Genomic DNA, 13,512 nt, shown 5'->3' with positions numbered 1-13,512 from the left:
ACCATGAACGCACATCTTCAGCCGACCGGTTCGGCCTATTTCATCGCTCCCGAGACGCAGGTTTCGGAGAGCCACACGCTGTCGGTGCTGGTCGACAACGAGCCGGGCGTGCTCGCCCGCGTCATCGGCCTGTTCTCCGGCCGCGGCTACAACATCGAGAGCCTGACGGTGTCGGAGACCGAGCACCAGGCGCACCTGTCGCGCATCACCATCGTCACGCGCGGCACGCCGCATGTGCTGGAGCAGATCAAGGCGCAGCTGGAGCGGATCGTGCCGGTGCACCGGGTCGTCGACCTGACCGTGCGCGCCAGGGACCTCGGCCACGAGCGGCCGCTGGAACGCGAGCTGGCGCTGGTGAAGGTATCGGGCACCGGCGATCACCGCGTCGAGGCGCTCCGGCTCGCCGATGCCTTCCGCGCCTCGGTGATCGACGCCAATACCGAGCATTTCGTCTTCGAGATCACCGGCAAGGTGTCGAAGATCGACCAGTTCATCGCCATCATGAAGCCGCTCGGGCTGATCGAGGTCTGCCGCACCGGCATTGCCGCGATGAACCGCGGCCCGCAGGGCATGTGAGTTCCGCCTGCCTCAGAACAGGCTGATGTCGGGCTTCTCCAGCATCAGCCAGAGGATCGTGAGCACGGCGAGGAAGGCCGGAAAGCCGCAGGCGAACCAGATCCGGTAGAGCCGGTGCCACTCCGGCGGCAGCGGCGCGTCGTCGGCTGCCGCCGTCCGCGCCAAGTCGCGAAGCCGGATCTGGATCCAGACCACCGGCAGCCAGAACAGGCCGGTAAAGACGTAGAGCATGAGCGTCAGGGCGATCCAGCCCTCGCTCAGCGGCCAGCCGAGCTCGCGCGCCAGCAAATAGCCGGTCAGCGGCTGCAGGACGACCGCCGTTGCGGTGAAGAGCGTGTCGGCGATCACGACGGTTTCGGCGACATGGGCGATCAGTGCCGGCCGTCCGGTCCGGCGCGCCATCACCATGAAGAAGGCGATGCCGGCGCCGGTGCCGAAGAGCACGGTCGCGCCGATCACATGCAACAGGCGATAGACGGTTTCGGCTTCGATCATCGTTCGTCCAGGACGGCAAGGGTCGGAGGGATCAGGGCAAGCGCCGGCAGCACCTTGACGTAGGGGCCGAGCGGATCGAGCCAGAGCGCGGGCGCAAGCAGGGTTCCGCCGGCGAGATACGCGAGCGCCAGGGCGGCCTGCCCGACGAGCGCCATGCGGGCGGTCGGCCGCCACAGCAGCAACACGCCGAGAGTGATATCGAGGAGCGCGGTCGCGACGGTCAGGCCGAGCGCTGCGTTCTGCGGCATGAACGGCGAGAAATGCGCGGCGGCGCGGGCGAGGTCGGAAAACGGCACGAGACCGGAGAGGATCCAGAACAGGGCCAGCGTGACGACAAGAACCGGCTTGAGCAGATAGAGCCGGGCAAACCAGAGGTCCTGCACGCCGGCCGGGTTGCGGGCGAGCGTCTCGCCGGCCGTCTGCAACGGCAGATCGAGCCTGCTTCCACCCGCCGTGATGCCGCCGGCCATCACCTGCATGGCGGTGCTGCGGAGCGGCGAGCGCCAGCCGAGGCGACCGGCGAGATCGGCCATCCGCGATACGGGGCCGGCGACGGCATCGGGAAGCGCCAGAGTTTTCGCCGGCGGCAGTCCGAGCCATGTCCGGTGCAGGGCGACGAGCCGGGAGAGATCGAGGGCGTCGCCGGCAAGGTAGAGATCCGTGCCCGGGGGCAGGCTGCCGTCGATCGCCATGCGCACGCAGTCCGCCCCGTCCTCGACGGAGACCGTCTCGACCCGGCGATCGGCGAACACCAGCGGCGTCACGATCGGCAAGGCGGCCAGCGCCCGCAGCAGGGCGGAGCCGCCATGGGCATTGCGGCCGAGCACCAGCGCCGGGCGGAGGATGACGTGGTTCAGGCCCGATGCGGCGAGCGCGCGGTCGGCCTCGGCCTTGGTCGCAAGGAACGGCAGCTCGCCGGCGCCATCGGTGCGGGCGGAAATCTGGACCAGCAGCCGCAGGCCCGCCTGTCGGGCCGCGGCGTAGAGCGCGAGCATGGCATCGCGCTGGGTGGCTGTGACGTCGTCGCGCTGGCCGTCCTGCAGGGCACCGGCGCAATTGACGACGACGTCGATGCCGTCGAGATAGGGCGTCCAGTCGGCCGGGGTGTTCAATCCGGCGAGATCGGCCCTGTGCCAGCGCACCGAAGGGAAGCGGTGCTTGGCAGCCGTGATGTCGCGGCCGAGGCCGACGAGCTCGTGACCGGCGCGCTCGAGCCGGGCGAGGACCGCAGATCCGATGAAGCCGTTTGCGCCGAGAATCAGAATGGCCATGACGCGCCACTATGGCGATTGTCGCGCGCGCAATACAAGTGCTGCGTCGGGGCGCCCCGTCGCCCTGTCGCGTCAGGCTGCCGCGACCGCCTCAGATCATCTCCAGCGGCCGCTTCCTCTTTGGTGGCGGGAAGGCGGCGTCGAGGGCGGCGCGGTCCTCCGGTGTCAATTTCAGTTCGACCGCCTTGCGGTTCTCCGCCAGCCGTTCGAGCGAGGAGGATTTCGGGATGGCGATGACGTCGTCCCGTTCCAGCAGGAAGGCGAGCGCCACCTGGGCCGCCGTCGCGCCGTGGGCGGCGCCGATGCGGGCGAGCACGGGGTGATCGACGATGCCGCCCTTGTCGAAGGGCGCGTAGGCCATCGTGGCGATGCCGCGCCGCGCCGTCCACGGCAGAAGGTCGAACTCGATGCCGCGGCGGGCGGGATTGTAGAGTACCTGGTTGGTCGCGACGTTGCCGCCGTGTTCGACCGACAGCAGATCCTCCATGTCGTCGACGTCGAAGTTGGAGACGCCCCAGGCTCCGATCTTGCCGGCCGCCTTCAGCTCCTCGAAGGCAGTGACGGTCTCGGCAAGCGGATGTCGGCCGCGCCAGTGCAGCAGGTAGAGGTCGATCCGGTCGGTGCCGAGCCGCTTCAGGCTCGCCTCGCAGGCGGCCACCGTGCCCCTGCGGCTCGCATTCGTCGGCAGCACCTTGCTGACGAGGTAGATGCCGTCGCGGCGGCCGCGGATCGCTTCGGCCACCACCTGCTCCGCGCCGCCGTCGGCATACATCTCGGCGGTGTCGATCAGCGTCATGCCGAGATCGATGCCGGCCTGCAGGGCGCGGACCTCGGCTGCGACGGCGGAGCGGCTTTCGCCCATGCGCCAGGTGCCCTGACCGAGCACGGGGACGCGGGTTCCGTCAGGCAGGGGGGCTTGCGGCATCTGGCTCATGGCGGTCTCCCGGCTGGGTGCTGGTGCGTGGCGTTCTCGGCGGTGACACAGTAGGCCGGATTTGGGGTTGCTTCCACCGCCATCGCCACTTCGCGCCTGAGCGGACAAAGGCGGCGGCGATTTCCGCATCGGTCCGCAGGATCGTCCCGCAAGCCATCTTGCCCTGCGGAACGCGTGGGCGCAGTCTTCGTGACGGCGCCGGGAACGAATGCTCGGGGGCGCACGTTTTTCGGTCCTGCTCACCAAAGGGAAGAAGCCATGGCGACGCGCGTCTTCTGGAAAGGCTATCTGAAACTCTCGCTCGTGACCTGCCCGGTGGCGATGACGCCGGCGACGAGCGAGGACGAGAAAGTGCGCTTCCACACGCTGAACCGAGCGACGAACAACCGCGTCGTCAGCCAGTATGTCGATTCCGTCACCGGAAAGCCGGTCGATCCGGACGACGAGGTGAAGGGATACGAGCGCGCCGAGGGCGAGTTCGTGCTGCTCGAGGACGACGAGCTGGACGCGGTCGCGCTGGAGAGCACGCGGACGATCGACATCGAGACCTTCGTGCCCCGAGACAGCGTCGACTGGATCTGGTTCGACAAGCCGCACTACCTGACGCCGAACGATCCGGTCGGCGAGGAGGCGTTCTGCGTCATCCGCGATGCGATGGCGGCGAGCAGGATGGTCGGGATATCGCGGCTCGTTATGTACCGGCGCGAGCGGGCCGTGCTGCTGGAACCGCGCGACCGGGGCATCGTGCTCTGGACGTTGCGCTACGGCGAGGAGGTGCGCCAGCCCGACGCCTATTTCGAGGACATGAAGAAGAGCAAGCCGGAAGCGAAGCTGATCGGGCTGGCCGAAACCTTCATCGCCGAGAACACGCGGGCCTGGACGCCCGAGATGGCGCAGGATCCGGTGCAGGACAGGCTGCTCGAGATCATCGCCGCGAAGAAGAAGGGTCGCAAGCAGCCTGCCAGGGAAAAGGCGGAGGCACCGCAGCCGACGGCCTCCAACGTCATCAACATCATGGACGCGTTGCGCAAGAGCGTGGCTGCCGAGAAGAAGCCCGGAAAGAAGTGACCGCCGCCCGGGCCGCCGTCACGCCGCGCGTCCCTTGCTGCGGGCATTGTTGCCGGGGAGCGGTGCGGCCGCCTTGCGGAAATCGGCCCAGGGATCGGCGCTGAGCGCTGAAAGCCGCTTTGCTGCGTTCAGGACGGTGAAGTGGGCCGGGCCGATCGACGGGTCCAGTTCGTGCCAGGCGAGCGGCATCGAGACCGGGGCGCCCGGCCGGGCCCGGGTGGAGTAGGCGGCGACGGCCGTCTGGCCGCGCTGGTTGCGCAGATAGTCGATCAGGATCCGGCCGCGGCGCTTGGCCTTGGCGATCGTCGAAACGTACTTGTCCGGGCTGTCGGCGGCCATGCGGTCGGCGAAGTCCTTGGTGAAGGCCTTGGCATCCGGCCATTCGGCAGATGGCTTCAGCGGCGAGACGACATGAAGCCCCTTGCCGCCGGAGGTTTTGACGAAGGTGGCGAGCCCGAGATCCTTCATCCGGTCGCGGATCTCCTCGGCCGCCGAGATGACGTCGCTCCAGCCGACGCCGGGTCCGGGATCGAGATCCATGATGATCGTGTCGGGCTTTTCCCATTCGGCGGTCGTCGCGCCCCAGGGATGGATTTCGAGGGCGGCCGACTGCACGAGGCCGATCAGGCCGTCGAAATCGCGGATGGCGATATAGGGCGCTTCGCCCGGCTCCTTCGGGTCCTCGACGAGGGTGATATGCGGGTTGATCCCCTTCCAGGGGTGCTTCTGGAAGAATTGCTGGCCGTCGATGCCGTCCGGGCAGCGCAGCAGCGCCAGCGGCCGGTCGACGACGAAGGGCTCCATGAAGCGCCAGACCTCGGCGTAGTAGTCGGCAAGGCCGCCCTTGGTGACGCCCTCCTTCGGCCAGTAGACACGGTCCGGATGCGTCAGCTCCACGGATGAATTCGGCCTGGCGGTGGATTTCGACATGGTCGACCTCTTGCTTCTGCCTTTGTTGTCTGTGCCTGTTGCCGCCGTGGCCTCGGCCTGTTCGCGGACGATCTCGGCCGCCGGCTTGTCCTCGCGGATGCCGCGGAAGGAAGCGTGGCGGAGGTGGCCGTCGGCGGTCCAGGCGCGGAACTCGACCTCGGCGACCAGTTCGGGCCGCACGAAGCGCGCGCCGCGCGCCTCGACGCCCGTCAGCGGCCCGGCAAAGGGGCTCGCCTCCGCCTTCAGCCGTTCGAGGCGCCTTGCCAGCTCGACGGCGAGCGAATGGCTGAACCCCGTGCCGACGCGGCCGACATGCTCCAGCCGCTTGCCGTCATAGACGCCGAGGAGAAGCGAGCCGACTGCTTTGCGCGAGGTGGAGGAGGGGACCCAGCCGGCGATGACGAACTCCTGGCTGAAGGCGCACTTGGCTTTCAGCCAACCCCGGCTGCGGCCGGAACGATAGGGGTCGTCGGCCACCTTGGAGACGATGCCCTCCAGGCCCAGCCGGCAGGCGTGTTTCAGGAGGATGTCGCCGTCGTCCTCGAAATCGGTGCTGTATCGCAGCGTGCCGGTTTCGGAGGGGATGATGGTGCGCAGCAGGGCCTTGCGCTGCGCCAGCGGCGCGGCGGTCAGGTCGTAGCCGTCGAGGTGGAGGAGGTCGAAGGCATAGTAGACGAAGCGGTCGGTCCGCCCCTCGCTGAGATCGGCCTGGAGCGCGGAGAAGTCGGAGGCGCCTGAACCGCCCTCGACGACCAGTTCGCCGTCGATCAGCGCGCTGCCGAGCGGCAGGTCGCGGAAGGCCGAGAGGATCTGTTTGCCGAACTTGTCGGTCCAGTCCAGCCCGCTGCGGGTGAGCAGCCTGACCTTGCCGGCCCCGATGCGCACCTGCAGCCGATAGCCGTCGAACTTGATCTCGTGCAGCCAGCGGCGGCCCGCCGGCGGTTTGGCGGCAAGCGTCGCCAGCGACGGCTCGACGAAATTCGGCAGCCGTCCCTTCCGGGCGCCCTCGATGCGGGCCGGATCGCCGGGTACTGCCGCGGGCGCGGCGGCGGTCTCCTCGGCGGCGTCGCTCGAGCCAGCCGCAGCCTTCCCGGCCTTGCGCGCCGTCTTCTTCGGGATCCGCCCCGTCTTCGAGGACCAGCCGGGCGCCTCGCCGGCGACATCGGCGATGTCGCGGCCGGTCTTGGCCGATTCCGGGCGTTCCTCGAGGATGTCGGGCGCGCCCTCGTCGCGGGCGAAATCGTCCTCGCCCTTGATCAGCAGCCAGTTCTCCCGCTTCTCGCCGGGCTTGCCTTCCATCCGGACGAGATGCCAGAGGCCGTGCAGCTTCTCGCCGTGGAGCGCGAACTCCAGGTGGCCCTTGGCGTAGCCCTTGTGCGGATCTCCCACCGGTTCCCAGGTGCCGCGGTCCCAGACGATGACCGTCCCGCCGCCATACTCGCCCTTCGGGATCGTGCCCTCGAAGTCGCCATATTCCAGCGGATGGTCCTCGACGTGGACGGCCAGCCGCTTCTCGCCGGGAACGAGGCTCGGTCCGCGCGTCACCGCCCAGCTCTTCAGGACGCCATCCATCTCCAGGCGGAAATCATAGTGCAGCCGGCGGGCGTCGTGCTTCTGGATGACGAAGCTGTCGCCGCGCGCCTTCGCCTTTCTGCCGCGCGGCTCGGATGTCCTGTCGAAGTTGCGCTTCTGGCGGTAGGTCTCGAGCGCCATCGGTCAGCCGGCCTTGCGATGCGACGCCTGCGTCTTCTTTGCCGCCGTCGCTCCGGCCTTCGTCGCGGTCCCTGCCTTTGCCGGCTTCTCCTGCTTCCCGCCCAGGGCGGCGCTCTGCCGCAGCGCCTCCATCAGGTCGGTCACCTTCTCGCGCTTCGGTTCCTTGCGGCGCTCGATCGTGCGGCCCTCGATCTTGGCCTTCACCAGTTCGGCCACGGCCTCCTCGTAGCGATCGTGGAAATCGGCGGGGTCGAACGCGCCCACCTTCGTCCCGATGATATGTTTGGCGAGGTCGAGCATCTCGCCCTTGATCTTCAGCGCGGCAATGTCGGAAAACGCGTCCTTGGCCGAGCGGATCTCGTAGTCGAAGTTCAAGGTGGTGGCGATCATGCCGTCGCCCTGCGGCCGGATGAGCACGGTGCGCATGCGCCGGAAGAGCACAGCCTGCGCAATCGCGGCGGATTTCTTCTTCTTCAGCGCATCGCGGATCAGCGCATAGGCCTCGTCGGCCATGCGTTCGGCGGGGGCCAGGTAGTAGGGCTTGTCGAAATAGAGGTCGTCGACCTCGGCCAGCGGGACGAATGCTTCGACCGCCAGCGTCTTGTCGTTTTCGGGGATCGCGGCCGCTACCTCCTCCGGCTCCAGGACGATGTAGTCGTCCTTGCCGACCTCGTAGCCCTTCACCTGGTCGTCGCGGCCGACCGGCGCGCCGGTGACGCCGTCGACGAACTCGCGGCGGACGCGGTTGCCGGTGTCCCGGTTGACGGTGTGGAAGGCGATGCGATCGGAGGTCGAGGCGGCGGTGAACAGTGCGACGGGACAGACGACCTCGCCGAACGTCAGAAAGCCCTTCCATTGCGCGCGCGGTGCCATGTGCGGTGTCCTCGAGGGCCGGCACTGAAGGCCGGCAAAGGAATTGAACGCAGGCGGATTTTCTTTGTTCCTGACACTCTAGCGCGAAGACGAGGGAAAATCAGGTGAATTGCGCGGTCGGGACAATGGGCTGTCGCGGCCGGCTCAGGCGCGGTCGGCGACGAAGCGGGCGATCACCGGGCCGAGCAGCGTGATGATCACCAGCCGCGCCGTCTGCAGCGCCATCACGAAGGAGAGGTCCACATTGCTGGAGGCGGCGATGACGGCGATGGAATCGAGCCCGCCGGGGCTCGTCGCGAGATAGGCCGTCATCGGGTCGATCCCGAGCGCGGTCACCAGCAGGACCGCGAGCAGCCCGGAGAAAGCCAGAAGCACGACGATCGAGACGACGGTGGGGAGGAAGGCGCGGCGCGCATGCAGCAGGATTGCGCGCGTAAAGCCGAGCCCGATGCTCCAGCCGAGCAGCGCGAAGGCCAGGGCGAGCAGCCACGGCGGCAGTTCGACATGGAGCGTGCCGCTGAGGCTGAGGAGCGCACCGACGGCAAACGGCGCGAGGAAGCTGCCGGCGGGGATCCTGAGCACGCGGCCGAGGATGCCGCAGGTGACGCCGACGCCGATGGTCAGGGCGAAGGCCAGCGGATCGAAGGGACCGAAGAACGGCACGCTCTCGGACGCCGTCGCCTGGTGACCGCCGAAGTGGCCGATCAGCGTGGCGAGGGTGGCGACGAACACCACGCGCAGATACTGCATGAAGGCGACGAGCCGGACGTCGGCGCCATAGGCGCCGCCCATGACGAGCATGGTCGACGCCGCTCCGGCCGACGATCCCCAGATCGCGGTGGTCCCCGGCAGGATGCCCATCCGCGTGATCACCCAGCCGCTCAGCGTGCTCATCGCGATCACCGAGAGCACGATGGCCAGGAAGATCGGCCAGCGGCTGAGGAAGGTGTCGATCAGGTTCGGCGAGACCATGCCGGCGATCATCATCGCCAGCACGATCTGTACCCCGAAGAAGAAGACGCGCGGCAGCCGGATCGTGCCGCCGTTGATCGCGACGACGACGCCCGCGAGCATCGGTCCCATCATCAGGCCGGCGGGAATGCCCGCCATCTCCAGGAAAAGCGCGAGCGGAACGGAGACAAGCAGCAGGACCAGCCACTGCACCGCGGGGCGGAGCAATCCCAGCCCGGTCCGCTCGTCCTTCTTATCCGCACTGGAGGGCTTGTCGTTCACTGGGGACATTCCGCGATGCGGATTTCGATCGGGGGATTCATGCGGACCTACATATGGGCAAATGCTGCAACGCGCCATTGCAAAATGCGGTCCTCGGTTCGATGCGCGCGGCTGCCGGGCGACGGCGGCCGGAATGTTGCGCGCCCGGCGTTGCGCTTTTCCTTGCGTCAGAGGCTCGAATCCTGCCAAGTCGGCCCCATGGAATTCGCACCGCAACAGGATGAGGCCCTCAAGGCCGTCTCGCGCTGGCTGAAGGAAGGGCGCTCGCCGCTGTTCCGCCTGTTCGGCTATGCCGGCACGGGCAAGACGACGCTCGCCCGCCATTTCGCCGAGCATGTGGACGGGGAGGTGCTGTTTGCCGCCTTCACCGGCAAGGCCGCCCAGGTTCTGCGTTCGAAGGGGGCGAGCAACGCCCGGACGATCCATTCGCTGATCTATCGTCCGCGCGGCGAGGAGGAGGTTTCCGACGAGGAAACCGGCAAGACGTCCATCGCGCCGATGTTCTCGATCAACCGCCAGAGCCCCGTCGCGAAGGCGGCGCTGATCATCGTCGACGAATGCTCGATGGTGGACGAGGCGCTCGGCAAGGACCTGATGAGCTTCGGCACGCCGATCCTCGTGCTGGGCGATCCCGGCCAGTTGCCGCCGGTCTCGGGCGGCGGCTTCTTCACCAGCCAGGAGCCGGATTTCCTCCTGACCGACATCCACCGCCAGGCGCGCGACAATCCGATCATCCAGCTCGCCATGCATGTGCGCGAAGGCAAGGAGATCATGCACGGCGACTGGGGCACGGCGAAGGTGATCGGCAAGGGCGACGTCACGCAGGCGCTGGTGCTCGACGCCGACCAGGTCCTGGTCGGGACCAACAGGACGCGGCGGCGCTACAACGTCCGGCTTCGGGAGCTGAAGGGGTTCTCGACCGAATATCCGCAATCGGGCGACAAGCTCGTCTGCCTGCGCAACGACCCGGCCAAGGGGCTTCTGAACGGATCGCTCTGGCAGGTGATGACCTCGTCGAAGGAGACGGTGAAGCCCGGCATCAACCTGATGATCCGGCCCGAGGACGACGACATGGACAGGGGGGCTGCGAAGATAAAGCTGCTCAAGGCCGCCTTCGAGAACATCGAGGAAGAGATCCCGTGGTCGACGCGCAAGCGCTATGACGAATTCGACTACGGTTACGCACTGACCGTCCACAAGGCACAGGGCTCGCAGTGGGACAACGTGGTGCTGTTCGACGAGAGCTGGGCCTTTCGCGACACGCGCGAGCGCTGGCTCTATACGGCGATCACCCGCGCGGCGGAGACGCTGACCATCGTTCGCTGACGCCCGTCAGGGAGCAGGCGGCGGGCGTGGCCGGCCGCGCGCCCTTCGATCAGTGGCCGATGATGCCCAGCAGCACGGCCTTGGCCACCGCCTGGAAGCGGTTGTTGCTGGAAAACTTGCGGATGATTTCCTTCTCCATTCCCTGCACCTGGCCGGGTTCGACCTCGAGCGCGCGGGCGATCCGCGTCGTCGGATAGCCCTCGGCCATCAGCTTCAGGCAGCGCAGTTCCTGGTCCGACAAGGCCTCCGGGCGGGCATTGTCGTTCAGCTGGATTTCCTGGCCAGCGGTGAATTCGAGCATCTCGCCGATCTGCTGCATCTGGCGCCTTATCGTCGATTGCTGCGCCGTCAGCTCGCGCTTGCGGGCGATCATCGCGCCGCGGAAGATGGCGTCCGCCTCCTCCTGGCTGTTGGCGTCGCAGAGCGCCTCGAGAAGATCCTGGATCGCGGCCACCGGCATGCCGGTTTCGCGGCAGGTGTTCACCACCGCCATCTGCTGGATCTCCTGCGGGCCGTAGACGCGCATCGGGCCGACGCGCGTGGCGGTGAGAAGGCCCTTTTCCTCGTAGAAGTGCAGCGTCCGGTGGGTGACGCCGAAGGCGTTCGCCATGTCGGCGATCGCGAGCCGACCTTCAGGCAGGTTTCCCGGCAGCGGCGCGGACGGCAGGAAGCGGATGGCACGTTCCGCGGCAGCAGCGGTCTTGCTGGTTTCGCTGATCATCACGACAACCACCTGCATGAAAGTGCCGACATTGGCCCACGTCCCTCGCTCTTGGCAGGATCGAGCGTCAAGGACATTGCCCGATCATGCCGTCATTTCCGTTGTTCCGGAAGCCGCTTTGCGAATCCGGATTAAAAAAAGACTAACGTTGGGGGGAGTGGTTTGGATACCCCTATATCTAGGGATGTATCTGAAAAGGCGCAGGGATTTTCAAAGCGCGCGCGCAGGGTGCAGGCGGTCGTCCAAAGACAGCGGCTCCGGCGTTTCCGGGGCCGTCGAGGCCTGCAGCAGCGGCAGATGCAGGCAGCCGGAACCGGGTTCGCGGCGGCGGTCGGCCTGCTGCAGGCACCGCATCGTCGGGCTGACGGCGCCGACCCTTTGCGCGTGAAGATAGATGCGGCCGTTCGCCGACAGGATGCGGCCGGCAAAGGTGAAGGCCTCGTAGTCGATCGTGGCCTCGTTCAGGTCGGCGGCCCGGAATTGCTCGGCATGGACCGTCAGGCCGCTCTGCACATGGATGAGCCGGGCATACATCGTCTCTCCGTCGCCCTGTGCCTCGATGCGGATCAGATAGGCGAGGGGATCCGCATCGCCTATCGGCCGGCCGTCGCCGAGCTGAACGGTCTTGTAGTAGCCGACGGCCCTGCGGATGGCGTCGCCGAGACGGCAGCCGCCGCTGCCCGGCCAGCAACGCTCGATGCTGACGACCGGAAGCTGGCCGCTGAGGTCGACCGCTGCGAGCGCCTTCTCGACATAGATGCGTGCGTTGGAAATCGAGGTGAGCGCGACCCCGGAATGCGGCGCCGGGGCGAGCAGGAGCATGGGCAGCAGGGTGAACAGCGCCAGATGCGAGGAAATGGGAGCGGGCCGCCAATGGCCGCGCGCGCGTTTTCGTTTCCTGCGGGGCAGCGGCGGCGCCGGTTCGGGCGCCGGGGCGGATGCGACCGGGGCAAGGCGCGCGCAGGCCGGAGAGAAGCCGCGCCCCTCCCATTCGATTTCCGGGGCGTAGCTTCCGAGCGGGATGCGGATGCGAAGCGGCGCGCGGGCGCCTTCCTCTTCATAATATTGTTCGAGCAGCTTTCTCAGCTTGCCGGCCTGAACGCGGACGATCGGATCGCTGCCGGCGTCGAAGCCGACCGGTCGCCCGAACACGTCGATGCCGATTGTGTAGCCCTTCAGCTGGCCGGCCTTGCCGGCAAGGTCGCATTCGACGACATAGTCGAGAAAGGCGCGCAACCGTCCGGAGCGCGCGAACGTCCTGCTGGAGAGGATCTCGTTCAGATGCGCCCTGATGACAGCCGCCTGTGCCGCGCTGTTCAATGCCACTGTCTCGCCGCGATCATCCCCTGATCGTCCGCCCCGCATGATGCCCCAAGGTGATCAAGGCTCACCTTTCGCCGGATGAGACCCTACCGTTGATTCTCACGTGGCGGCAAGCGGGCGGCACAGGAAAAACACACGTTATTGCAGTGCAGTATCACCGGAGCGCCTACGCCTGCGTGCAGAGACGGGCGCCTGGCGCCGGTCCCGATTGAACGATAGACAGCAACAGGCTAGAGCTTGTCGCGGACAAGAGGGAAGATGCTGCAATGCCTGCGAAACTGTCGGTCAATCTGAATGCGATCGCGATGCTGCGCAACCGCCGGGACCTGCCGTGGCCGAGCGTTCCGGGCCTCGGCCGGATCGCTCTCGAGGCCGGCGCCAGCGGATTGACGGTGCATCCGCGGCCGGACCAGCGGCACATCCGCTTCTCCGATCTGGCCCCGATCCGGTCGCTGATCGACCAGGACTTTCCCGAGGCGGAATTCAACATGGAAGGCTATCCGGAGGAGGGCTTCCTGCGGCTCGTCGAGGAGCATCGGCCCGAGCAGGTGACGCTCGTGCCGGACGACCCGGCGCAGGCGACGTCCGACCACGGCTGGGACTTCCGCAAGGAGCGCGGCCTTCTGGAGAAGGTGGTCGGCCGGCTCAAGGGGCTGGGCTTGCGCGTTTCGCTCTTTGCCGACGGCGAACCGGATCGCGAGGCGCTGACGATCGTCCGGGACGTCGGTGCGGACCGCATCGAGCTCTATACCGGCCCCTATGGCGGCTGCTACGCCGACCCGGACCGCGCCGCCGTACTGGTCGAGGCGCTGGGGGCCACGGCGGACATCGCGTTCGAGCTGGGGCTCGGCGTCAATGCCGGACACGACCTGACGGTTGCCAACCTGCCGGCGCTTGCAGCACGAATCCCGGCACTCGCCGAGGTCTCGATCGGCCACGGGCTCACGGCGGACGCGCTGGAATACGGAATGGCGGAGACCGTGCGGCGTTTCCGCCGGGCCTGCGGGCAGCCGGTATAGCGGCTGCCCCGGTCCGGTGCGGGCTGTAGC

At 67.5% G+C, this 13,512-nt stretch carries 12 protein-coding genes; 4 read left to right on the top strand and 8 right to left on the bottom strand.

Annotated features, from left to right (window positions below):
• The first annotated feature begins 3 nt into the window (after positions 1 to 3).
• Positions 4 to 576 carry an acetolactate synthase small subunit gene (gene ilvN / locus P0086_RS22060; protein ID WP_112600258.1) on the top strand — a complete coding sequence of 191 codons (573 nt, stop codon included), beginning with the start codon at positions 4 to 6 and terminating at the stop codon, positions 574 to 576.
• 12 nt (positions 577 to 588) lie between these two features.
• Here ilvN and P0086_RS22055 read toward each other — a convergent pair whose 3' ends face one another.
• The 3 genes from P0086_RS22055 to P0086_RS22045 all read right to left on the bottom strand — a co-directional run bounded on the left by P0086_RS22055 (position 589) and on the right by P0086_RS22045 (position 3,276).
• On the bottom strand, positions 589 to 1,071 hold the full coding sequence (locus tag P0086_RS22055; protein ID WP_148151509.1) for a DUF2269 domain-containing protein: 483 nt from the start codon (positions 1,069 to 1,071) through the stop codon (positions 589 to 591).
• Positions 1,068 to 2,342 (bottom strand): SDR family oxidoreductase, encoded by a 1,275-nt coding sequence (locus tag P0086_RS22050; protein ID WP_275789936.1) that lies wholly within the window; start codon positions 2,340 to 2,342, stop codon positions 1,068 to 1,070. The genes P0086_RS22055 and P0086_RS22050 overlap by 4 nt, the downstream gene beginning before the upstream one ends.
• Before the next feature lie 91 nt (positions 2,343 to 2,433).
• On the bottom strand, positions 2,434 to 3,276 hold the full coding sequence (locus tag P0086_RS22045; RefSeq protein WP_275789933.1) for an aldo/keto reductase: 843 nt from the start codon (positions 3,274 to 3,276) through the stop codon (positions 2,434 to 2,436).
• A 258-nt stretch (positions 3,277 to 3,534) separates the two neighbouring features.
• On the opposite strand from P0086_RS22045, the gene P0086_RS22040 reads away from it, so the two are divergent.
• Positions 3,535 to 4,344, top strand: a complete 810-nt coding sequence (locus P0086_RS22040) for a Ku protein (protein WP_112600254.1) — start codon at positions 3,535 to 3,537, stop codon at positions 4,342 to 4,344.
• An 18-nt stretch (positions 4,345 to 4,362) separates the two neighbouring features.
• Here the strand turns inward: P0086_RS22040 and ligD are convergent, their stop codons facing one another.
• The 3 genes from ligD to P0086_RS22025 form a co-directional block, all read right to left on the bottom strand.
• Positions 4,363 to 6,987, bottom strand: a complete 2,625-nt coding sequence (ligD, locus tag P0086_RS22035) for a DNA ligase D (protein ID WP_275789930.1) — start codon at positions 6,985 to 6,987, stop codon at positions 4,363 to 4,365.
• A 3-nt stretch (positions 6,988 to 6,990) separates the two neighbouring features.
• Complete coding sequence (locus tag P0086_RS22030; protein WP_148151505.1) at positions 6,991 to 7,860, bottom strand: Ku protein; 870 nt, start codon at positions 7,858 to 7,860, stop codon at positions 6,991 to 6,993.
• A 144-nt stretch (positions 7,861 to 8,004) separates the two neighbouring features.
• On the bottom strand, positions 8,005 to 9,102 hold the full coding sequence (locus P0086_RS22025; protein ID WP_275789925.1) for an AbrB family transcriptional regulator: 1,098 nt from the start codon (positions 9,100 to 9,102) through the stop codon (positions 8,005 to 8,007).
• 189 nt (positions 9,103 to 9,291) lie between these two features.
• Here P0086_RS22025 and P0086_RS22020 point away from each other — a divergent pair, with 189 nt between their 5' ends.
• The gene (locus P0086_RS22020) at positions 9,292 to 10,419 is read left to right on the top strand and encodes an ATP-dependent RecD-like DNA helicase (RefSeq protein WP_112615132.1); all 1,128 of its coding nucleotides are present in this window, start codon (positions 9,292 to 9,294) and stop codon (positions 10,417 to 10,419) included.
• Positions 10,420 to 10,468: 49 nt separating this feature from the next.
• On the opposite strand, the gene P0086_RS22015 is transcribed toward P0086_RS22020, so the two are convergent.
• Positions 10,469 to 11,140, bottom strand: coding sequence for a MerR family transcriptional regulator (locus P0086_RS22015; RefSeq protein WP_112600282.1), 672 nt, complete (start codon positions 11,138 to 11,140; stop codon positions 10,469 to 10,471).
• Positions 11,141 to 11,350: 210 nt separating this feature from the next.
• Positions 11,351 to 12,466, bottom strand: coding sequence for a hypothetical protein (locus P0086_RS22010; protein WP_275789922.1), 1,116 nt, complete (start codon positions 12,464 to 12,466; stop codon positions 11,351 to 11,353).
• Between the two features lie 263 nt (positions 12,467 to 12,729).
• On the opposite strand from P0086_RS22010, the gene P0086_RS22005 reads away from it, so the two are divergent.
• Positions 12,730 to 13,482 (top strand): pyridoxine 5'-phosphate synthase, encoded by a 753-nt coding sequence (locus P0086_RS22005; RefSeq protein ID WP_275789919.1) that lies wholly within the window; start codon positions 12,730 to 12,732, stop codon positions 13,480 to 13,482.
• Positions 13,483 to 13,512: the final 30 nt, after the last annotated feature.

The organism is Mycoplana sp. MJR14, assembly GCF_029210525.1.
Lineage (GTDB): Bacteria > Pseudomonadota > Alphaproteobacteria > Rhizobiales > Rhizobiaceae > Mycoplana.
This window is presented reverse-complemented; position numbering and strand designations above follow the sequence as displayed.

Bases quoted from the DNA above. Each gene is read 5' to 3' on its own strand.
- ilvN (WP_112600258.1), top strand. From the start codon at position 4: ATGAACGCACATCTTCAGCCGACCGGTTCGGCCTATTTCATCGCTCCC.
- P0086_RS22055 (WP_148151509.1), bottom strand. From the start codon at position 1,071: ATGATCGAAGCCGAAACCGTCTATCGCCTGTTGCATGTGATCGGCGCG.
- P0086_RS22050 (WP_275789936.1), bottom strand. From the start codon at position 2,342: ATGGCCATTCTGATTCTCGGCGCAAACGGCTTCATCGGATCTGCGGTC.
- P0086_RS22045 (WP_275789933.1), bottom strand. From the start codon at position 3,276: ATGAGCCAGATGCCGCAAGCCCCCCTGCCTGACGGAACCCGCGTCCCC.
- P0086_RS22040 (WP_112600254.1), top strand. From the start codon at position 3,535: ATGGCGACGCGCGTCTTCTGGAAAGGCTATCTGAAACTCTCGCTCGTG.
- ligD (WP_275789930.1), bottom strand. From the start codon at position 6,987: ATGGCGCTCGAGACCTACCGCCAGAAGCGCAACTTCGACAGGACATCC.
- P0086_RS22030 (WP_148151505.1), bottom strand. From the start codon at position 7,860: ATGGCACCGCGCGCGCAATGGAAGGGCTTTCTGACGTTCGGCGAGGTC.
- P0086_RS22025 (WP_275789925.1), bottom strand. From the start codon at position 9,102: ATGTCCCCAGTGAACGACAAGCCCTCCAGTGCGGATAAGAAGGACGAG.
- P0086_RS22020 (WP_112615132.1), top strand. From the start codon at position 9,292: ATGGAATTCGCACCGCAACAGGATGAGGCCCTCAAGGCCGTCTCGCGC.
- P0086_RS22015 (WP_112600282.1), bottom strand. From the start codon at position 11,140: ATGATCAGCGAAACCAGCAAGACCGCTGCTGCCGCGGAACGTGCCATC.
- P0086_RS22005 (WP_275789919.1), top strand. From the start codon at position 12,730: ATGCCTGCGAAACTGTCGGTCAATCTGAATGCGATCGCGATGCTGCGC.